This is a genomic window from Desulfobacca acetoxidans DSM 11109 (assembly GCF_000195295.1).
Classification (GTDB): Bacteria; Desulfobacterota; Desulfobaccia; order Desulfobaccales; family Desulfobaccaceae; genus Desulfobacca; species Desulfobacca acetoxidans.
Map to the genome: position 1 here is coordinate 1,350,752 of NC_015388.1, position 20,373 is coordinate 1,371,124.

Annotated in this window: 16 protein-coding genes; 7 read left to right on the forward strand and 9 right to left on the reverse strand. The window is 52.8% G+C overall.

What is annotated here, in order from left to right:
- Positions 1-83 precede the first annotated feature (83 nt).
- Positions 84-521, reverse strand: coding sequence for a Fur family transcriptional regulator (locus tag DESAC_RS05805; protein ID WP_013706144.1), 438 nt, complete (start codon positions 519-521; stop codon positions 84-86).
- Between the two features lie 185 nt (positions 522-706).
- On the opposite strand from DESAC_RS05805, the gene DESAC_RS05810 reads away from it, so the two are divergent.
- The 5 genes from DESAC_RS05810 to mrdA all read left to right on the forward strand — a co-directional run bounded on the left by DESAC_RS05810 (position 707) and on the right by mrdA (position 6,852).
- A complete protein-coding gene (locus DESAC_RS05810; RefSeq protein ID WP_013706145.1) occupies positions 707-2,008 on the forward strand; it encodes an IS701 family transposase in 1,302 nt (433 codons plus the stop codon).
- Between the two features lie 466 nt (positions 2,009-2,474).
- On the forward strand, positions 2,475-3,509 hold the full coding sequence (locus DESAC_RS05815) for a rod shape-determining protein (protein WP_013706146.1): 1,035 nt from the start codon (positions 2,475-2,477) through the stop codon (positions 3,507-3,509).
- The gene (gene mreC, locus DESAC_RS05820; RefSeq protein WP_013706147.1) at positions 3,502-4,353 is read left to right on the forward strand and encodes a rod shape-determining protein MreC; all 852 of its coding nucleotides are present in this window, start codon (positions 3,502-3,504) and stop codon (positions 4,351-4,353) included. Before DESAC_RS05815 ends, mreC begins: the two co-directional genes overlap by 8 nt.
- A gap of 11 nt (positions 4,354-4,364) precedes the next feature.
- The gene (locus DESAC_RS05825) at positions 4,365-4,850 is read left to right on the forward strand and encodes a hypothetical protein (RefSeq protein ID WP_013706148.1); all 486 of its coding nucleotides are present in this window, start codon (positions 4,365-4,367) and stop codon (positions 4,848-4,850) included.
- A gap of 178 nt (positions 4,851-5,028) precedes the next feature.
- A complete protein-coding gene (gene mrdA, locus DESAC_RS05830; RefSeq protein WP_013706149.1) occupies positions 5,029-6,852 on the forward strand; it encodes a penicillin-binding protein 2 in 1,824 nt (607 codons plus the stop codon).
- Between the two features lie 23 nt (positions 6,853-6,875).
- Here the strand turns inward: mrdA and DESAC_RS05835 are convergent, their stop codons facing one another.
- The 5 genes from DESAC_RS05835 to DESAC_RS05860 all read right to left on the reverse strand — a co-directional run bounded on the left by DESAC_RS05835 (position 6,876) and on the right by DESAC_RS05860 (position 11,512).
- On the reverse strand, positions 6,876-7,538 hold the full coding sequence (locus DESAC_RS05835; protein ID WP_237671373.1) for a protein-L-isoaspartate(D-aspartate) O-methyltransferase: 663 nt from the start codon (positions 7,536-7,538) through the stop codon (positions 6,876-6,878).
- Positions 7,539-7,660: 122 nt separating this feature from the next.
- A complete protein-coding gene (gene hxlA / locus DESAC_RS05840; protein ID WP_013706151.1) occupies positions 7,661-8,953 on the reverse strand; it encodes a 3-hexulose-6-phosphate synthase in 1,293 nt (430 codons plus the stop codon).
- Positions 8,954-9,248: 295 nt separating this feature from the next.
- Entirely contained in the window at positions 9,249-9,863 is a 615-nt protein-coding gene (hxlB, locus tag DESAC_RS05845; RefSeq protein WP_013706152.1) for a 6-phospho-3-hexuloisomerase, read from the reverse strand.
- 279 nt (positions 9,864-10,142) lie between these two features.
- The gene (locus DESAC_RS05855) at positions 10,143-10,457 is read right to left on the reverse strand and encodes a YMGG-like glycine zipper-containing protein (protein ID WP_013706153.1); all 315 of its coding nucleotides are present in this window, start codon (positions 10,455-10,457) and stop codon (positions 10,143-10,145) included.
- Between the two features lie 404 nt (positions 10,458-10,861).
- On the reverse strand, positions 10,862-11,512 hold the full coding sequence (locus tag DESAC_RS05860) for an MBL fold metallo-hydrolase (RefSeq protein ID WP_013706154.1): 651 nt from the start codon (positions 11,510-11,512) through the stop codon (positions 10,862-10,864).
- A 1,064-nt stretch (positions 11,513-12,576) separates the two neighbouring features.
- On the opposite strand from DESAC_RS05860, the gene DESAC_RS05865 reads away from it, so the two are divergent.
- Both DESAC_RS05865 and DESAC_RS15120 read left to right on the forward strand, forming a co-directional pair.
- Positions 12,577-15,084, forward strand: a complete 2,508-nt coding sequence (locus DESAC_RS05865; RefSeq protein WP_013706156.1) for a plasma-membrane proton-efflux P-type ATPase — start codon at positions 12,577-12,579, stop codon at positions 15,082-15,084.
- A 317-nt stretch (positions 15,085-15,401) separates the two neighbouring features.
- Positions 15,402-16,655 carry a tRNA nucleotidyltransferase/poly(A) polymerase-related protein gene (locus DESAC_RS15120; protein ID WP_013706157.1) on the forward strand — a complete coding sequence of 418 codons (1,254 nt, stop codon included), beginning with the start codon at positions 15,402-15,404 and terminating at the stop codon, positions 16,653-16,655.
- 256 nt (positions 16,656-16,911) lie between these two features.
- Here the strand turns inward: DESAC_RS15120 and DESAC_RS05875 are convergent, their stop codons facing one another.
- From DESAC_RS05875 to DESAC_RS05885, 3 genes are all read right to left on the reverse strand, one after another.
- On the reverse strand, positions 16,912-18,087 hold the full coding sequence (locus DESAC_RS05875; protein WP_148231194.1) for a hypothetical protein: 1,176 nt from the start codon (positions 18,085-18,087) through the stop codon (positions 16,912-16,914).
- A 158-nt stretch (positions 18,088-18,245) separates the two neighbouring features.
- A complete protein-coding gene (locus DESAC_RS05880) occupies positions 18,246-18,971 on the reverse strand; it encodes a hypothetical protein (protein WP_013706158.1) in 726 nt (241 codons plus the stop codon).
- Positions 18,972-18,974: 3 nt separating this feature from the next.
- Positions 18,975-20,258, reverse strand: coding sequence for a sulfite exporter TauE/SafE family protein (locus DESAC_RS05885; protein WP_013706159.1), 1,284 nt, complete (start codon positions 20,256-20,258; stop codon positions 18,975-18,977).
- Positions 20,259-20,373 lie beyond the last annotated feature (115 nt).

Here is a 20,373-nt window from a genome sequence, read left to right on the forward strand (position 1 = left end):
CAAGATAATGCCAGAATAATATTGATAACAGTTATTATTTATTAATAATAATTTTCTTTATAGGGGTAAAATTTTTTCTTGGGTTACTCCTCGGCCTGGCAATCGGGGCAGATACCGAAGAAATCAAGACAATGCTCAGTTATCCGATAACCGGTCTTTTGAGCGGCTTCCTCCGTTAATTCCTGTATACCACTCAGGTCGGGATCAATGATCTTTTTACATTTGAGGCAGATGACGTGGGGATGAGGGAATGGCCGGTTGCCATCAAAACGGTTGCCTGCCGATACGCGGACTTCCAAAACCTCTTTAACCTCCTTCAGGAGATTAATAGTCTTGTATACTGTAGCCAGGCTGGTAGTGGGGAAGACTGCCTTGACCTGTTCATAAATCCTTTCCACGCTGGGATGATCTAAGCTGGCTGCTAATATTTTAAGTACCGCCAGACTCTGGGGCGTAATCCGAAAATTGTACGCCTGGAGTTTGGCGATCATCTGGTTTAAGCGAACTCTGGGGTCGGTCATGAGGCATTAAACCTTACTCATTTATTAATAAATAATATTTATTATATATAACTAGAGTTTAGAATCTACGATTGATTAAAAAAATGTATCAGCCACGAAAAAAAGCTTGACAGACCCGCGCAAACGCGTGGTCGCCTTTGGCGACCAATCGAGAAAAGAAAATTCTTTTCTCGGGAGGTTGTTCAATGGCTACAAAACTTCTTATCCCCTATCAAGTTCTTGCTCAGTGGCTCACTATCCTATGGCAGGCGGTGCCTATCAAGCTCCGTCCCACGTTACTCGAACTGCTCTTTGGCAACATCTTATCAGGATCTGGTCATATCACCGATGCTATCCTCACTGTGTGCGCCAAAACGAGTTGGAGCAATTACTTCAAGGCCCTACAGAGCAATGGTTTTTCTTGGTTAAGCCTTTGCCGCCAATGGCTTGTCCTCGTGTTGCGTTACTTTCCTCGTCTCACCATTACCCTGGTCATAGACGATATGTTGACGCCCAGAACCTCGAAAAAAGCTCCTTCGGCAGCGATATATCACGATCATGCCCACAGACCCAACCGGCCGCCGTTCATCTTCGGGCAATTACGGGTGGCTTTAGCCATAGTGTTAACATATGCCGGCAGAACCGCAGCCTTCCCATGGTTATGGCGGCTCATACGAACTACGGGAAACACATCAAAGCTGAAAGCCGCCCAAGTTTTGATGGCTTTAGCTCGTCAATGGGTGCCAAGAGCCATCGCCATACGACTTCTACTCGACGCCTGGTATATGAAAAAAACTCTGGTGCTCCGTCTGATCCATCAGGCAGTGACGGTCATTGGTCAGGTTCGCCGAGACACCGTATGTTATCTCTTGCCCACCCAGCCATCCTCCCCTCGACGGGGAGCACCTCGCAAGTATGGAGAGAAATTGACCTTCGCCAAGGCCAAAACCTTGCTGCCCTTACAACACGCGTCTATCAAGGCGTATGGCAAAACCCGACGCTTCGAATTCTATACTGCCCAGGCCAAAGTCCGATTCTTAAAAGGACATATTTGCCGAGTAGTCTGGTGCCGCTTTCTGCAGGATTCCGGAAAATGGACCAATTGGGCCCTGTTGCTGGCTACCGATCCCACCTTGACGGCAGCGAATGTGATCAAATTGTACAGCCGTCGTTGGTGGATAGAACCGATGTTCAACGAGATCAAGCACAGCTTTGGTCTGATCAATGCCTGGCAGCAGTCTCGCCAGACATTGGCCCGTTGGACAACGCTCATTTCCCTGAGTTACAGCTTGCCAAGGTTACTGGCTCTCTGGCTTGGCGACCAGAAAGGAGCGCAACTTTTCCCTATCCCTTGGCGTCGGCAGCAAGCCGTAACCGCAGGCTGGATCGTCAAAGCAGTCCAACAATATTTTCGACTTGTCAACATCAGGGCCTGCTGGGATCGAAAATCGCAAAAATTCGTGCTGCCCAACGAGGATTTTATGGCTACCTGCAAAAAAGCAGCATAAAGTTCGCATTTCTTAATGACATTTCGTCTGGTTGATACCGTTACCACATACGGTGACGCTGAAGTACGTTGAAAATTTGGCAACAAGAAAATGCGCAGATTCTAAACTCTAGTGTAATAATTAAGTCAAGTGATTTTACTGTTGACCCGGTCAGGCTTCAAAATTGTTTCCCATGGAAAGGTGCGGTTTACGGGTTGGCGATTTTAATATTGAATTTTTCAGGGATCATGGCAAAATAAAGAGCGCGGCGTATATCGTATGGTAGACCTCGATATTGGCGGTGCCACAAACCAAAGCCGTCCAGAGATCAACCGGCGATCTACCAACAGCCTGTTTAAGTTAGTAAAATTATCAAAAATCTCATGGAGAAAGCCCTACCCAGGATATATTTCTCTCCATGCCGGCGCTATATCCCCGAGTTTCACGCCTGCAGTCCTTCAGGAGAGCCTGGTAGAAGGAGTATAGTATGTTTTTAGACCCGATTTTGGGAGTCTTTTCCAATGATCTGGCCATTGATCTGGGCACCGCCAACACGTTGGTCTATGTTAAAGGCAAAGGCATTGTTTTGAGTGAACCCTCGGTAGTAGCGGTCAGGAAAAACGCTCGTGACCGAAGTAGAGTATTGGCGGTCGGTCGGGAGGCCAAGATGATGTTAGGCCGCACCCCGGGAAATATTGTCGCCATCCGCCCGATGAAGGACGGGGTGATCGCCGATTTCGAGATCACCGAGGCTATGCTGCGCCATTTTATTCAGAAAGTCCACAACCGGCGCACTCTGATCCGGCCCCGGATTATTATCTGCGTGCCTTCGGGGATTACGCCGGTGGAGAAGCGGGCAGTGCGGGAGTCGGCCGAATCAGCCGGGGCGCGTGAGGTATATCTTATCGAAGAGCCGATGGCGGCGGCTATCGGCGCCGGACTTCCCATAACCGAGCCTACCTGCAACATGGTAGTGGACATCGGCGGTGGTACAAGCGAAGTGGCCGTAATATCTCTGGCTGGTATTGTGTATTCCAAATCCGTACGTACCGGCGGCGATAAGATGGACGAGTCGATCCTGCAGTACATTAAGCGAAAATACAACCTGCTGATTGGCGAGAGGACTGCGGAAATCATCAAAACCAGCATCGGCAATGCCTATCCCACCGGGGAGGTGGAGGAGATCGAGGTCAAAGGGAGAGATCTGGTCACCGGCATTCCCAAGATCTTGACGATTAACTCTGATGAAATCCGGGAGGCCATCCAGGAACAGATTGACACCATCATCAATACCGTCAAGACTGCTTTGGAGCAGACCCCACCGGAACTGGCGGCCGACATCGTCGATCGCGGAATTTATCTCACCGGTGGCGGCGCTTTGCTCAAGCATCTGGACATCCTGCTGCACCAGGAGACTGGGGTACCCATCAAGATTGCGGACGATCCCCTGTCGGCGGTAGTGTTGGGGTCCGGCAAAGCCTTGGATAACATTGATATTCTCAGGGAAGTAATGGTTGAATAAAAAGACCGGATTACACCTCTGGCGGCGATTTCAGGCCCCTATCATCTTTGGCCTCTCCGTTTTTCTCATCTTCGTTCTTATATCGGCCAGTTTGAGAGATCCCCATCCTTTAAGACCATTGGAGAATCTGGTGGTCAATCTGACGGCTCCGGTCTTTGATCTTTTGACGCGTACCGGGGAGGCGCTCAGCCGCGTCTGGCATGGTTACTTTTATCTGGTGGATGTGCAGGCTGAGAATGACCGGCTCAGGGAAAAATTGGCCCAGGGGCAGAGTCAGGAGACCCTCTACCGCGAAGCGCTCTCGGAGCAGGAGCGTCTCCGCAAATTACTGGAGTTCAAAACCCAGGCGGCTTTACCGGTAACCGGAGCGCGGGTAATCGGTTTTGATTTTTCCGTCTGGTTCAAATGTGCCTTTTTGGATAAAGGGGAAAAAGACGGAATTACCTGGGGAATGCCGGTGATTAACGCTGCTGGCGTTGTCGGTCGGGTAGTGGAATGTTACCCGAACTATGCCAAGATACTGCTTTTGATGGACAGAAGCTGCGCCGTGGACGCCTTGGTACAACGCAATCGCCTCCGGGGCATCCTGGCGGGAACCGGTGGCAATCGCTGTCTCTTACGGTATGTAGAAAAAAAGCAAGACGTCCAGGTAGGAGACGCCATCCTGGCCTCGGGGTTGGGGGGAGCTTATCCTCGAGGCATGCTATTAGGCCGGGTAGCTGCTATCGACAAGAAGGTCCCTGGTATTTTTCAAGAGATAGAGGTTGATCCCGCAGTTGACTTTACCCGGCTGGACGAAGTTTTGTTGGTCAAAACGGTGCAATCCGTTTTGAGCAAGCCTTAATTGTCACAGATATGGTATTATTTTATCTTCTCTTATCGCTCTTTTCAGTCTATTTCCAGAATGTCTTGTTCCAGTTGGCCGGTGTTCGCCTGGATTTACTGACTTTGCTGGTGATTTTTGTCAGCAGCCATGAGAAGGTTATCATCGCCACAGTCCTGGCCTTGCTCCTCGGGGTTATGGCCGACTGTTACGGCCCCCTGCCCCTGGGGTTACAGGCCGGTGTGCTGCTGCTGGCAGTGGTGGGGGTGTATACCCTCCGTCCATTCTTAAATTTCCAGCATATCCTTCCCCAGATCGTTGGAGTGGCTGCAATCCTCGTGGTCCAGATGTTGGTTATGCTGACCTTGATAAACCTCCTCACACCGGTGGAAGGGTTTCACCAGACTTTCTGGCGGCAACTTGCTGTCGAGGCCGGGACAACAGTCTTGGGTGCTCCTATCATCCTGTCATCATTAAACTATCTGGAAAAATCCTGGCGACGTCGGTTTTATATTTAGTGATGCGTAGGCAGTGGCAGAGAGGAAGCTTCGGACCATTTTTGACCTTAGACCGGGTACTTTCCCTAAACCATCATTAGTGCCGATCAGGCCGATTCGTTAACTTATGAAAACAGGTTGGTTTTCAAGCCGGGGCGCCACCCTCAGAACAGTGCGAGGATTTGGGTATGCTGGTCCTATGCCTCCGGAAGTGTACGACAACGTCCGCCGGGCACTGTTTGTGATCGCCCTGGTAGTCGCCCTGCTCTTTAGTTTTTTGGTCTTACGGCTGTGGTATCTGCAACTGGTGCGGGGCCATGAATTTATCCAGAAATCTGAGAGCAACCGGGTTCGGCTGCGTGACCTGTCTCCCTGGCGGGGGATGATCTACGACCGCTCTGGGGTGGTATTGGTAAACAACCGGCCGTCCTACGATGCCATGGTAATCCTGGAAGATGTCCCGGATCCCAAGGAGTTGGCCAAGGATCTGGGCCACATTCTTAAAATGAATTATCTTGACATCTTAACCAAGATTATGACTGCGCAGGCGGATAACCTGGCCCGCAGCATCAAGATAAAAGGCGACCTCACCTGGGAAGAGGTGGCCTTGCTGGAAACATATAGATATGAACTTTCCGGAGTAGTTATTCAGATGCAGCCGAAACGGGAGTATCGGTCTGACTCCCTGGCGTGCCATGTTATCGGTTATCTGGGGGAGATTACCGAAGGCCAGTTGAAGAGCGGCAGATTCCCCCGCAATAAGATGGGCGACGAAGTTGGGAAGTGTGGCATTGAGCTGGCCTGTAATGATTATCTCACCGGCCAACGGGGTGCCCGACAGATCGAAGTGGACGCCCATGGCCGGGAATTGCGCCTCATGCAGTATACTCCCTCCAGTCCTGGGGCCAGCGTGTATCTGACCATCGAGTCACGCCTGCAACAGACGGCCGAGGCGGCTTTAGAGGACAAAGTGGGGGCTATCGTCGCCATGGATCCCCAAAGCGGGAAGATACTGGCCCTGGCTTCATCGCCGAAATTCGATCAGAATGCCTTCTCTAAGGGCATTTCTCCGGAATATTGGAAGGAACTGCTAAACCACAAAGATCATCCCCTTGAAAATCGGGTTCTAAAAGGACAATATCCCCCAGGTTCAACATTTAAAATCATCATGGCTCTTGCCGGCCTGGAAGAGCAGGTTATTACGGAAAAAAGCCGTTTTTATTGCAATGGTGCCATGCCGTTCGGCAATCATGTTTTTCATTGTCATCGCCGGGGCGGCCACGGGGGGGTGGAGGTGCATCGCGGCTTGGTGCAATCCTGTGACATCTATTTCTATAATGTGGGGCGCAAATTAGGAGTTGACCGGATTGCTAAATGGAGCAGAAAATTTGGTCTGGGGTCACCCTCCGGTCTGAACCTGGACTCGGAAAAGCCCGGTCTGGTTCCCTCCTCCGCTTGGAAGAAACAACGTTTCAACCAACCCTGGCATGAAGGAGAAACCCTTTCGGTCGCCATCGGCCAGGGGTATAACACTGCCACCCCCATCCAGATGGTCCGGGTGGCCGCTGCCATGGGAAACGGTGGCATTATTTACGTTCCCCAACTGGTAGAGAGAATCTGCAATCCGGATGGCGAAGTTGCCTATGAATGTCAACCGCAGATTGCCTCACGGCTCAATGCCTCGACCAAAAATTTGGAGATAGTGCGCCGCGCCTGCCGGGGAGTGGTGCACGAACCCGGCGGAACCGGGCATGCTGCCCAAATTTCGGGTGTGGAAGTGGGAGGAAAAACCGGTACCTCCCAAGTGGTCTCCTTAGGCAAGGAAAAAGGCGGCAAGCACAGGGGTAAGACGGGTGATCATGCCTGGTTTGTCTGTTTCGCTCCGGCGCAGGATAGCCAGATAGCCATTGCCGTTATCATTGAGCACGGTGGTCACGGGGGGGCGGCGGCAGCGCCAATGGCGCGGGAGGTTCTACAAACCTATTTTCAGGAGCATCCGCCTGCAAAAACAACCGACGGGTGAATCTCCTTAGGGCAGTGGCGTTCTTATTCTGACCAGCCGTAACTGCCGATGAGTTTGACAAAGCGGCAGCCACCGCGGTAGTCGAATTCCAGACCTTCGGGGGATTGGCGGACTACCGTCAGGGTCTGGCTATAGCAATCTCCTACCGGAATTACCAGTCTGCCTCCCAAAGCAAGTTGGTTGAGGAGGGGTTGGGGAATGGCCGGTGAGGCCGCAGTGACGATTATGGCGTCAAAGGGGGCTTCCTCTGGCCAACCGAGGGTGCCGTCGCCCACCTTAATTTTGACGTTAAAGTACCGCAGGGATTCAAGGTTGCGGCGGGCGCGGGAAGCCAAGGCAGGTATTCGTTCGATGCTGAAAACCTGTGCCGCCAACTCTGCCAGGATGGCGGCCTGATAACCGGAACCGGCGCCGATCTCCAATACTTTCTCGGTTCCTAAAAGCTCCAACGCCTCGGTCATTAGGGCGACTATATAGGGTTGGGAAATGGTCTGCTGCTCTCCGATGGGCAGAGGGAAGTCTCCGTAAGCCTGGCCCTGCAGGGCTTCCTCGACGAACAGGTGGCGCGGCACTTTGCTCATAGCCAGAAGCACCCTCGCATCGCGGATACCTCGGGAGACAAGCTGAGTCTGGACCATCCGTTTCCGAGCCGCGGCCTGTGGGTCGGACATAATATTTTGTGCCATCACCTCAATTACTCTCCCACGTTGCCGCTAACAGCGCAAAAGCACCAATCTTGACCGGACCGGTAAATTTCCTAAGTTATCCAGGGGTTTCAACAGGATGACCTCTCAGTTTCCCATAGCAATCACGAGACCTTTTTCTCCCAGCGTAATAATTCTGTCACCGTGGCCAGGGTTTTGCCACTTTTAATCTCTTCCCGGATGCGATTTTCCCGTTCTAAAACGTCCATGGCCCGGTTGGCGTACTCTACGGCAATTTTCTGGGGGAGGACAACCACGCCGTCGTCGTCTCCCACCAGCCAGTCGCCGGTCTCTATGGTCATCTGGCCGATGCGGATGGGAATGCCGATTTCACCGAAGCCTTTCGGCTCGCCTGCATTGGGCATGACCAGGCGGGAAAAGGCGGGGAAGCGCAACGGCGCAATGTCACCAGCGTCTCTGAGACCTCCGTGGATGACGACCCCGGCAACATGGCGCTGGATAGCGGAATGAGTCGCCAACTCTCCCCAGACGGCAGGGCCGACGCCCCCGGCGTCGATGACAATGACGTCGCCAGGTTCGGCCCGGTCGATGGCTTCTACCGGTTTGGCCCAATCCCCCGGATAGGTGCGAACTGTTAAGACCCGGCCGGCTACTTTGAGGCCGGCGAAAACCGGTCGGATATCCGGCAATACCCCGCTGCGGTGCAGGGCGTCGGACAGATTGGCGGCGGAAACCTGTTTCAAGGCCTCAATAATATGGGCCGCCCCCACCCGGTGAAATAAAGTGGTCGGGATTACCACCTGCTCATCAATAGCTCGGCGGATTTCTCGCGTGGCCTGGTCGGGATTCTTGGCTTTGGTAATGGCGCCGCCAACGATGATGTAGCTGGCCCCGGATGCCACTGCCTGGGCAGCAGTGGCGGAATTGATACCGCCGGCTACTCCTACCGGGATCTGGACGGCCTGGCTGACCTGGCGCAGGGTCTCAAAGGGGTCGCGGCCGACCATCTGGTCGTCAATGGCAACATGGACGGTGAGGTAATCAGCACCGAGGGCCTCTACCTGTCGAGCCCGCGTTACCGGATCGGGGACGCTGATGAGGTCCACGACAATCTTGGCCCCATAATTTTTACCGGCCTGGATGCATTCGGCAATAGTGGCATCACTGGCAGCCCCGAGAACATCCACCAGGTTGGCCCCGGCTTTGGCGGCGCATTCCACTTCGATGCGACCGGCGTCCATAATCTTCATATCAGCCACGATACAATGATGGGGAAAGCGGCGGCGCAGTTCCCGGACGGCGTTCAACCCCTCGCTTTTGATCAAGGGGGTTCCGGCTTCCAGCCAGTCGGCGCCAGCCGCCATTGCCGACTCAGCCACTAACAGGGCCCGGGATAAATCTACGAAATCCAGGGCCAATTGTAGGAATATGCCCATGATGAAATAGGACCTGATCCTTTGGAACTAGAGTTCTGGTTAGAGTTTTGAGAAATTTATCAACTGAGCCTTTTGCAAAATAGCTTTTTTATCATCCTGAATGAATTGAATGATCTTAAGCCTCTAGAAACATTAGATTCTTCGCTAAGCTCAGAATGACAATAACCCTATAACAAAAGTTTTGCAAAAGCCTCAACTGGAAACGGCTAAATAGTCATGCCTCTCTTACAAAAATGCCTTCGATTGGTGGATAACATCGAATATTCGATGTATTCAGGCCGTAAGGAGAATGCCACTATTCCAAATCAGCATGGCGAGCTAACATCTTCTCGCGATCCCGCCCTAATTTCAGGTGGAAGAGGAGCATGACCACCGCTTCCAGAAAAAGAAAGGCAGCCTGTTCAAAAAGGCTGCCAGGACATTGATGCGAATCTTCTTCCTGGGCCAATACTAATTTGGTAGCCCCAGGAATGACGACGGCGACATCAGCTACCTGACCTGCGGTTGAATTCCGGTGGGCGGTGATAGCGACCGTGCGAGCCTGCCGTTGGTGGGCCTGTTTTACCAGGCCGCAGGTGTGGCCGGTCTCGCCGGAGCCGGAGATAACGGTGAGCAGATCACCCGGTTGAATCCGGGGGGTGATGGTTTCCCCGACGTAAAAGACATTGAATCCCAACTGCATGAGGCGCATGCAGAAGGTGCGGAGCACAAATCCGGAACGGCCGGCTCCAAAAAAGAAAATGCGATTGGCTGTCTCCAATTCCTGAATGAAGGCCTCGGCCTCCGAGGGAGAGATGCGTTCCAAGACGCGCCGGGTCTCCTCCACGATCTGGTCCACGGCCCAAGCAATGTTACGTTCTTCCAGATTATCGACAGGTCCTGGTTCCTCCTGTAACTGCAGCCGGAACATAGTGCGGCCTCCTTTATGGTCTCGGTCCGAACTCTTTCGGATCCAAGCTGATTGCCTCCGGCAACGCCAGACTGAGTTGGTTGAAAACCAATTTGATTTGATTCCACCAGCTCTCCAACATCCGCAACAATTAGAGCATTTTTATCATAAAGAACGGCGTTTGTCAAAACAGGAGATTCTTTCAGACTGGAAGATACCCCAAAAAAAAGGGACCCGGGCAGGTCCCTTTGATTGTGAAAAACAGCGGCCCCGATGGGCGTCGGCCCAAAGGCGTTGCGGTTATTGATAATAGCCGCCGTTGTCAGTAGATTGATATGGATCGGCAGGCGGATAAGCGCCATAAACCCGCTGCTGGTTAGAATCCTGTGCCGCCCGGCGGCCCAGTTCCGTGGCGGCACCGCCCAGGGCGCCGCCCATTAAACCGCCGACCATGGCGCCGCGCCAGCGATTGTTGTGATCAAGCAGGGCCCCCGCACCGGCACCTAATGCGCCGCCAACACCGGCGCCGGTGTAAGTGTAAGGGCTGAGGCTGGTGCAACCGGCCAGCGAGATAACCAGCAGGAATACGAGGCTATAATTCTTCACATATGACATGGGGAATCCTCCTTTAGCAGCAACTCTCTGCCCAATAACATTGCAAACTGCTTGCCACTTATACGTTTGCTATAAGTCATTTATATTGCAGAAGATATTGTAATATCAACCCCAGTCAGTTGTATCTATTGAATATAGCTGCGAATAATGTAATTGAACGGCTATGCTGCCTCAAAATGGAGGGTCTTCCCCTTTCCAGGCTCGTTCAATTTGATAATTTATCGTGGGGGAGGGGGGGTAAGGATGTGCAATCTGAGAAAATGATGTGGGGAAGCGCCTCAATAGCTAACGGTATGGAAGGCTGTAGTATGGAGTAATTTATCTATCATTACCAGTAGTTCGGTTGAGAGCGCTTGTGATCCGCACCGGGTAGAGCCTGGCCGGCTGGCCCGGAAAATAACCAATTAATCCAAAAAATCGGTAATATAAGGATTATTGAGTTTTTGTTCGCCGAGCGTAGAGGTTGGAGTATCACCGTAATCATGTCCGGGCCAGATGATGGTGTCGTCGGGTAGGGGAAGAATCCGGCGCTGGATAGAGTCCACTAGCTGACCGAGGGAACCGCCGGGGAGGTCGGTACGGCCAGCGCTGTCCACGAATAGGGTGTCTCCGGTAAACAAGTGCCCTGGGGTGTAGAGGCAGATAGACCCGGGAGTATGGCCGGGGGTGTGAATGATGGAGAGTTCGAGCTCGCCCAGCGGCAGGCGGTAGCCGTCTTGAACCAGAAGATCGATATGGCTCAGAGGTGGAAAGCCTTCGGTAATTGCAGCCTGCTGCATCTCGGGGGTGGAAAAAAAGTGCCAATCGAGTTCGTGAATCACGGTAGTGGCACCGGTCTGCTGTGCCCAGTAATCGTTGCCGGCGGTGTGGTCTGGATGTCCGTGGGTGTTGACAATCCAACGGATGGTGAGCCCTCGGCGATTAATAACGTCTGTCACCGCGGCGGAGGGGGCGGCTGGGTCGATGAGTAGTCCCTGACGGGTTGATGGGCAGTTGATAATGTAACAGAGTACCGCCAATGGCCCGACTTGCACGGCGGCAATATGGGGAGTCATAGAAATCCTCCGGATTTACAGGTATCTCAAGAAAACGGCAGCAGAAATAGTTTTTAACATTGCATATTATATACTATATTTTTATGAGAATATATATATTCTAAGTTGTTGATTATTATTAAGCAAGGTCATAAGAGGACAAACCTCCCCTTTTCGGCTTTAAAGGCTTACGGTGGGGGAAGAGAATGAATGTCGGCCGGAAAAAATTCGAAGTTTTGTAAACGTGGTCTCTAAAAAGAGCCGACAATTAGTTGTGCTAGCCGACAAATGGTCAAGTTTATAGGCGCGCTCGATGGGTTCGGTTATGTCTCGACCTTCTGCAATAATGAGCATGATGACCAAGCGTGGCAAGATTCTCATTTTTTGTTGTGTCCGCCGGGAAATGAGGGTTTATATGAAAACAGTGTTCTTAAAGACGGCGGGCGCGGCCCGCCCTATGAGTAAATTGCCAATACATTATCGATAATGGGATAGGGTGGTCCCTTGCCGCCGCTTATGTTTAACATGGTCGATAAGAAAAAATTTATATGAAAACAATGGACGGTGAGCAGAAAAAGCATTATTGTGAGCAGCCGCCGCGGTTCTGTTTTCATGCTTCGTTGTGTTCCTCAGAACATGATGACTTTGGTCGATGCTGAAATGACCGAAGAATTTTAGAATACAAGACCCTTTGCTTAGCTCAGGGTGACGGCGCTGCATTTTAGACGTTCTCCGAGATATCGGATGATAAACCATCTATGATACTCCGACAGACTGGATGTTGGCAATTTCTTAACTGGAAAACGCTGGGTTTAAGCGGCCCTGCCGGAAAAACCTCAGATAAAACGGCGGCGCGGCAGGCGTTAAGCCCCCCGCCAAAGAGTTTTGCCAGTCTAACCGGCCTGAAAACTTCCAGGTTTAATAGCGGTATCGGTCAGTCCTGCAATCCACTGAGACCATAACAATATAATTATGTTATATAATTCTATTAGAAACCGGAAACCCTATAAGAGCTGGCGCGCCGCTCAGGAGGGGAGAAGAACCGATTGTGCAAGAGCTTCTCATTATGACCGGGGGAGGGTTTCATGACAGTTCAGCAGATTAATACGGAAAAAGCCCAAAATCTAAATATCCAGGACCTTTTCCAGCTCCTTGGCACTTCCTCTCAGGGTCTGGCTGAAGATGAGGCTCAAAGACGCCTGGACCAGTTTGGCCCTAATTCCCTTGTAGAGAAAAAGATCAACCCGGCCTTGAAATTTCTGAGTTACTTCTGGGGACCAATCCCCTGGATGATTGAGATCGCCGCCATTCTCTCAGCCGTAGTCCAACACTGGGACGACTTCACTATCATCATGTTGCTGTTAATATTCAATGCCAGCATCGGTTTCTGGCAGGAGCATAAGGCAGCCAATGCCCTGGAGGCCCTGAAGGCCCAACTGGCCCTGCAGGCTCGGGTCCGGCGGGATGGCAGATGGAAAGAGATTGCCACCGCCAGCCTGGTTCCTGGCGACATCATTCGCATTCGCTTAGGCGACATCGTTCCGGCGGATATCAAGCTGTTTGAAGGAGAATTCCTGAGCGTAGATCAGGCTGCTTTAACCGGTGAATCCCTGCCGGTCAGTAAAAAGCCGGGAGATGTGGCCTTCTCCGGGTCGGTGGCCAAACAGGGGGAAATGGCGGCCTTAGTGGTAAGTACCGGGGAGGACACTTTTTTCGGTCGCACTGCCAGACTGGTACAGACTGCCGGCGCCGCCTCCCATTTTCAGAAGGCCGTCTTGCGCATCGGAGATTTTCTCATATATCTCAGCCTGGGACTGGTGGCGGTGCTGGTGCTGGTGCAGTTGCACCGGGGTGCCTCGGTTCTCGAACTGGTCCAGTTCGCCCTGATTCTCACCGTGGCCTCCATCCCGGTGGCCATGCCGGCGGTGCTCTCCGTCACCATGGCCATGGGCGCCCTGACCCTCTCCAAGATCCAGGCCATTGTCTCGAGGCTGGAATCCATCGAGGAAATGGCTGGCATCGACATTCTCTGTTCCGACAAAACCGGCACCCTGACCCAGAATAAGCTCACCCTGGGAGAGGCTGTAGTCTTCGCGGCCAAAGATGACCAAGAATTGATCCTTTGGGGTGCCCTGGCTTCCAAGGAGGAGGATCGGGACCCTATTGATCTGGCGGTGATTGCTGGGTTACCCGATGCCGGAATACTCAGCCGGTATCATCAACAACGGTTTATCCCCTTCGATCCGGTGAGTAAGCGTACGGAAAGCCTGATAACGGATTCCCGGAACCAGACCTTCACGGTGGCCAAAGGGGCCCCCCAGGTAATTATAGGCCTGTGTCGGCTGACCCCTGATGAATCCGCCCGCGCTGAAAAAACCGTGAACGAACTGGCTGCCCGGGGCTACCGGACCCTGGGGGTGGCTCGCACCCAGAATGGCAGTGTGTGGGAGTTCCTCGGAATCTTGTCCCTCTACGACCCGCCCCGGGAGGATTCTGCGGCTACTGTCGCCAACGCCAAGACCCACGGAATTACCATCAAAATGGTCACGGGAGATAATGTGGCCATCGGTCGAGAGGTTTCCAGACAGTTGGGGTTGGGAAGCAATATACAGCCCGCTGATCGCCTTTTCCGAAAGGGTGAGGTGTCTGAACAGCTCAGTACGCTGGCCGCAGCCCAGATTGAGACAGCCGACGGGTATGCCCAGGTCTTCCCGGAACATAAATACGGTATTGTCAAGGCCCTGCAGACCAAAGGGCACATCGTGGGTATGACCGGGGACGGAGTCAACGACGCCCCTGCCATCAAACAGGCGGATGTGGGCATCGCGGTGAGCGGCGCCACCGATGCCGCCCGTGCCGCCGCCGCCTTGATTCTTACGGCTCCTGGCCTATCGGTGATCATCAACGCCGTGGAAGAGGCCCGTAAGATTTTTGAGCGCATGAACAGTTATGCCATCTTCCGCATCACTGAAACCATCCGCATCATGTTCTTCGTGGTATTGGCCATGATCTGCTACAATTTTTATCCTATTACCGCCATCATGATCATCCTATTGGCCTTTTTCAACGATGTACCCATTATGGCTATCGCCTTTGACAATACCCGGATAGACCCGCAGCCGGTGAGTTGGGACATGCACCGGGTGCTGACCGTGTCCACCGTTCTGGGGCTCATCGGAGTGGGGGAAACCTTCGGTCTGCTGATCATTGCCCAGAACTGGCTGCGCCTGGATGTCGTCCAGGTGCAGACCTTTATCTTTTTAAAGCTGGCGGTGGCCGGGCATCTTACCCTCTTTGTCGCCCGCACCCCCTGTTTCTTTTTGTCGCGTCCTTTCCCTGCTCCGGCACTCTTGTGGTCCGCCGTTGTCACCAAAATCCTGGCCACCCTCTTTGTGGTCTATCCTTTTGGGATCATTGCTCCTCTAACCTGGTCTCAAGTGGGTCTAGTCTGGGGTTACTGCCTGGTATGGGTATTTGTGGAAGATGTGGCCAAACTGATGGTCTATCGTCATCTTGACATGGTGGGTCCTCGGCACCAACGGTTTCTGGGTTTGCTGAAACAACGTCTCACCCACTACGCCCATCGCTCTTAGGGGCTGGCTGCAAACCGGTTTTATCCGTGTGGCACAGGCTTCCAGCCAGGGTAGAATTTTTTTCTTATTAGCTCGAAGCTTATTTTCCTGGTAATCTCGAAACTAAAAACTCGAAAATCCAAACTATGCTGATATTTTCAGGTTAGAAATTTTTATTTCAAAGATGAACGGAAAGGCAAAATATTCTATAATTATCCGGTAAATACTTACACTGGTTTCAGCGTCCAGTTAAAATAAGACGTTTGCCGCGGCAGAGGGCGACCTTGGGAACGTCGAAATCCGGCAGACCCCCGCAAATATGGAGTGATCACAAACTCATGTCATACCCAGAAGGCAGCATCATCCCCAGACCCGAACATCCCATCTCCCGAGCCGATATCGACGTTGATGTCTTAAAGGTGCTCTACCGCCTGCATCACAAGGGACATCTGGCGTATCTGGTGGGAGGCGGAATCAGAGACCTCTGGTTAGGGAAGCAACCCAAAGATTTTGATATTGCTACGGACGCCCATCCCCAGGAAATCCGCCGTATTTTCCGTAACAGCCGCATCATCGGCAAACGGTTTCGCCTGGTGCAGGTATTTTTCAAAGGGGGCAAGATCGTCGAGGTCTCCACCTTTCGCAGCCGGTCGGAATTCGACGCCGAAGTAGATATGTTGGCTCCAAACAACACCTTCGGTTCTCCGGTGGAGGATGCCCAGCGGCGTGACCTGACCATTAATGCCCTGTTCTATAATATCGCTGATTTCTCCATCCTGGATTATGTAGGAGGCGTCAAGGATCTTCAGGATGGCATCATCAGGGTTGTCGGACCGCCGGAAATCCGCTTTCAACGGGATCCGGTGCGGATGCTCAGAGTCTTACGCCATGCCTCTCGCACCGGTTTTCAGATCGATCCCACCGCATGGTCCGCCATCCAGTCCTACCGGCATCTCATCCGTTTATGCTCCCCGGCCCGGGTGCGAGATGAGCTTTTGAAAGATTTTAGAAGCGGTTACTGCAGGGATTTCTTTCAGCTCATGCTGGCGAGCGGGTTACTGGCGGCCATCTTCCCGCACATTGAGGAGACGACAGATGGCGCCGCCTTTAGTGGTCTGCAGCCGCGGATGCAGGCGGTGTTTGGAACGATTGATCTTCTAACTATGGGAGGCCTGTCTCTCAGCGAAGCGTTTTTTTGGACCGCGTTTCTCATTCCATTTCTTGAAAAAGTTACGGTCTTGCCTTTCCAGCAGATAGAACCGGAGACCGTCGCCAAATACGTGGACGAATCCTTGAGCCCGCTGGAGTTTGCCCGCGGCCGCCGGGATGAGGTGATCATGCGATTGGTCACTGTTTCCCAATTAATGCATCAACTTGGCGCCGGGCGTCGTGTCTCGGCCCGTCTCAAACGGCGCCTTTGCCTGCCCGAAGCCTGGCTGCTGTATCATATCCTCACAGGTGCTTCACAAAAATTCTTTGAAGACATTATAGCCCAACAATCGGTGAAGCCGGTCCTGCCCGAGAAGCCACCAACCACAAAGCGGCGCCGAGGTCGACGCCGCACCCACCGGAAAAAAGTTTCTCCTATCTAATCGGTTTGTTGAGTTCTAGGCCGAAATTAAGTAACTCTAGAGTTGCCTGAGAGAATAGAGCAATGAATGGTGGGCGGTGCCTACCCTACGTTTAAAAACCTCGATTTCTCGATATCGCAGCATTCTAGAAGGCGGGATGCGCTCCGCTTTGGCTTACGCCGATCTGCGATTCCCGCTACAACACGGCAGAGCAGGTTCCCGCTTGGATCGGTGATTTATGAGGAATTGGTGGAGCAATGGGTGGTAACCGATGATATCAACCATGTCTGGCTAGAAATTCGTCAATGTAGCCGAAGATGACCTCATCATCGGACATTACCATATCCATCTGTTTGGTAAAAACCTCCAGACGTCCTAAAATCTCCAGGAGTTTTAGTAACGCTTTCTGGTCCTGGCCGCTCTGGCGGGCGTCCAGGAGGTCCCCCTCAATGGCAACTTGAAAATTCAGACGGGTCAGGACGCCCTGAATCAGCCGCAGCCGCCGGACCCGGCGCTCCACCGAGGCGGCGCCTCCCTGGTAATGAAAGCGGATATAATTGCGCCGCACCAGATCATCGACGTAAGACTCTATGGTAGAAGCGTGGTAACCTAAACAGAGGCTGAAGTTCATGTAGTTCTGGGCCAGGAGGGCTAAACTGACTTTTTGGAGCTGATCTTCGGCCCGGGGTGTGGTGGAGGTGACGCCGATCACCGAAATAAAGCCCTTCATGTCCAGGGGGCGGGCTTTAGGCCAGGGTATGGACATCATGCCGGCCAGAAAGGAGCGGAAGGGCAGGGAGGTAACATCGTCTAAATGCACAGTAGCGGCGGGGCGCGCCAGGCCGCCGCCGACGTCGATAACCAAGATAGGCACCAGCCGGCCGGTTATGAGGCTGGCCGCCTGGTTTTTCGTAACCTGACCCCGCAGACTGAGGCAGAACATCTCGTTCAGACGTTGTTCGGCGATGCCGTTCAGGAGGTCTTGAAGGTTGGAATAGGCACCCGCTTTTTCAAAATCGGTTGGAACGTCCTTTGCCTCGGCGGCAAAAAGGAGGGCCCGCATTGCTTCCCACCGGTACCGGCTATCCCCCTGGACCTGATCGCCCGTGGCTTCAAGAGATTGAAGTTCCTGGTGCAGACGGTTGGTAAGATCAACAGAGGCATTGATCAGACCCTCGGGGGGGGTCTTACAGAAATCCTGGAGCAGGTCCATGGCCTGACGGGTGTGCTGCAGGAGGCCGGCCCCCAAACCCTGCAGTTGGGAGAGATTGACCTTATCCGGAACTGTCATAAGGTGGTACAGGCGGTCCAGTAGTTCCTGGGCTGCTTCGGTTGCAGCCATGATCGCCATAAAACACTGGAACTTTTTCTGGTATTGGTCGGCCAGGCTGAGACGGGTCCTAACAGGTTCAGCGGCGCCTCCCTTTTTAAAAAATTTTCTCCAGAAGGCCACAATCGGGCTCCTTGCATGAGGTAACAGTCGAAAAAAAACCAGGATAGCCATATTATACGGCTATCCTGGCCAGTCCAGCAAGCTTAGTCTTAACGAATTCTGCGCGATAATACCAAATCTCTTAACCGGGAACCGGGAACCAGCTTACCGGGGCTGCTTCAGACTTCTTCTTTATGTCCCGCCTCTGCCCCCATGCCAAAGCCCTCGAAGATCTCAAAAACGCCGTAGCCATACCAGAGGGTGTAGACCACATAGAAGACCAGCATGAAGGTCAAAAGTAAAATGTTGTTACTTACCGGTTCGGGTGAGATGCCGTAGAAATTATATCCGGGTTCAATCGACCGTTTGGAAATTTCGATGAGGGCGGCGGCCTGCTTAAAGGAGGCGGGGGTCGCCTGTTTTTTCAAGGCCTTATCCATTTCCTGGAATGAAATCCACCAGGTCTTCAGGGCTGCCTTGGGTTCAAGGTTATATTTGGCCGTGAGCCTGTCACCGTGATTGTGAAACATCACTTCGGCATCGTAAATGGCGGCGAGCATCACCTGCCCCATATCACCCTTGATCTTTAACACCTGATTGTTTAATTCGACGGCGGCCCCAGCTTGCGTATACAATAATTCCGCCTTTTGGGCCACTTCGGCGTCTTTGAATTTCAATTGTACCTCAAAAGTTTGCCCCTTAAAACCGACGGCCACTTTCCGCATATCAGCCATATAGTTGCTGGAGCCTTTGGCCAGAGAGTTGAAGAAGTCATCGGAAAACTCCAAACCATTGCGGTCCCTGCCATTGGCGCCTTTGCCATACCAGGGCATGAAGATGGCAATCAACACTGCGAGAAAGGTAGCCAGGAGGATGATTCCGGTAGTAAGCTTCTTTTTGTTCATCGGTTATGCCTCCCCCCTTAACTTTTTAATATTCGCAAAGAACATATAGAACACCCAGATGGCAAAAGAGCCGGCGATGGCAAAGAAGATGATGAGTCCAGCGGTATCAAAGATATTTGCCGTGGTCGCTGAGATATCGATATACTCCATATCTCTAAGCTTCTTCGGCAGGGCAAAAAAGCGGTTGAAGAATCCGGCCAGAATAGTGATAGCGTAGAACCCCCGGATATAGATGCCCTTGACAACCTTGGTGGTGAGGGCGCCCACCTGGATGCCAAATAAGGAGCCCAACAGCATTCCCATGGCCAAGGTATAGAAGATGAAGCCGTAGATGGCGTATTGGCTGATGGCGGCATAACCGGCGGTGAAGATGATTTGGAGAATATCGGTCCCGACAGTGGTGAAGGATGAGACTCCCAAGAGATACACGAACATCGGGAAGGCCAGGAATCCGCCGCCAACGCCCATGATAGCGGCGACGACACCGACGACGAAGCCGCACAAGGCCACAAAAACCCCCGAGATATGGTTGCCGCCTGGAACTATATCTTCGTCAAAAGTGATCATGGGTGGCAGGTGGACGGCCTGGAGTTTCTGGGCCAGGCCAGTGGTGCCAGAAGGTGCAGCGGGTTTGCCTTCGCCATGGCTGTGGGGGTCCTGGATCTTGGTGTCGGATCCAGCCCGGCGCAGCTTCAAAAAGTCGGTCATGGCGTAGAATCCCAGAAAGCCCAAGAGGAAGACATACACCAGCGAAATGAAGAGGTCGCTCAATACCGGATTGGTCTCGTAAATCCAGCGGTTAAGGACGCCGCCGCCGGTGGCGCCCAAAAGTGAGCCGAAGAGGAAGGCGATGGCAAGTTTGACCGATACATTCCCCATTTTTCTGTGGACTGCCGTGCCCATGATGGCCTTGGCGAAAATGTGGAAGAGGTCGGTACCTACGGCCAGAATCCCTTTGATTCCGGCGCTCATCAGGGCCGGGGTGATGATAAAGCCGCCGCCGGCGCCGATGCAGCCGGTGACCAGACCGGCAGCCAGCCCGATAAAGATGGTGGCGAAAAAGATCCCCGGGGTGTAAAACGCCGGTGCATAGGCGCTCTTGCTGCCGATTAAATCTCCCGCCGCCCAGGTGTAGCCCATGACTCCAAGAATGGGCAGGCAGAGAACCAAAAGGAGCAGTAACTTTTTGCGGTTGCGGACGATATGGTTGGAAGTTTCTATCTCCCAACGGGCATGGGCCTCCGCAGCCAGCTTCAACATGGTGAATAAACGTCGGCCGCGACTCATAAGCAGAATAACCTCCTTTATTCCTTAAATTATTGCTTTGCCACGGTCTCAGCCCTTAAGCCCCAGGCTCAAGAGGAGAGCTGTTCATTATGGAGATACAGTAAATTATTGCCGG

Coding starts and splice junctions, on each gene's coding strand:
- DESAC_RS05815 (WP_013706146.1), top strand. CDS start 2,475: ATGTTTTTAGACCCGATTTTGGGAGTCTTTTCCAATGATCTGGCCATT.
- DESAC_RS05825 (WP_013706148.1), top strand. CDS start 4,365: ATGGTATTATTTTATCTTCTCTTATCGCTCTTTTCAGTCTATTTCCAG.
- DESAC_RS05880 (WP_013706158.1), bottom strand. CDS start 18,971: ATGAACAAAAAGAAGCTTACTACCGGAATCATCCTCCTGGCTACCTTT.
- DESAC_RS15120 (WP_013706157.1), top strand. CDS start 15,402: ATGTCATACCCAGAAGGCAGCATCATCCCCAGACCCGAACATCCCATC.
- hxlA (WP_013706151.1), bottom strand. CDS start 8,953: ATGGGCATATTCCTACAATTGGCCCTGGATTTCGTAGATTTATCCCGG.
- DESAC_RS05835 (WP_237671373.1), bottom strand. CDS start 7,538: ATGGCACAAAATATTATGTCCGACCCACAGGCCGCGGCTCGGAAACGG.
- DESAC_RS05865 (WP_013706156.1), top strand. CDS start 12,577: ATGACAGTTCAGCAGATTAATACGGAAAAAGCCCAAAATCTAAATATC.
- mrdA (WP_013706149.1), top strand. CDS start 5,029: ATGCCTCCGGAAGTGTACGACAACGTCCGCCGGGCACTGTTTGTGATC.
- DESAC_RS05805 (WP_013706144.1), bottom strand. CDS start 521: ATGACCGACCCCAGAGTTCGCTTAAACCAGATGATCGCCAAACTCCAG.
- hxlB (WP_013706152.1), bottom strand. CDS start 9,863: ATGTTCCGGCTGCAGTTACAGGAGGAACCAGGACCTGTCGATAATCTG.
- DESAC_RS05885 (WP_013706159.1), bottom strand. CDS start 20,258: ATGAGTCGCGGCCGACGTTTATTCACCATGTTGAAGCTGGCTGCGGAG.
- DESAC_RS05860 (WP_013706154.1), bottom strand. CDS start 11,512: ATGACTCCCCATATTGCCGCCGTGCAAGTCGGGCCATTGGCGGTACTC.
- DESAC_RS05855 (WP_013706153.1), bottom strand. CDS start 10,457: ATGTCATATGTGAAGAATTATAGCCTCGTATTCCTGCTGGTTATCTCG.
- DESAC_RS05810 (WP_013706145.1), top strand. CDS start 707: ATGGCTACAAAACTTCTTATCCCCTATCAAGTTCTTGCTCAGTGGCTC.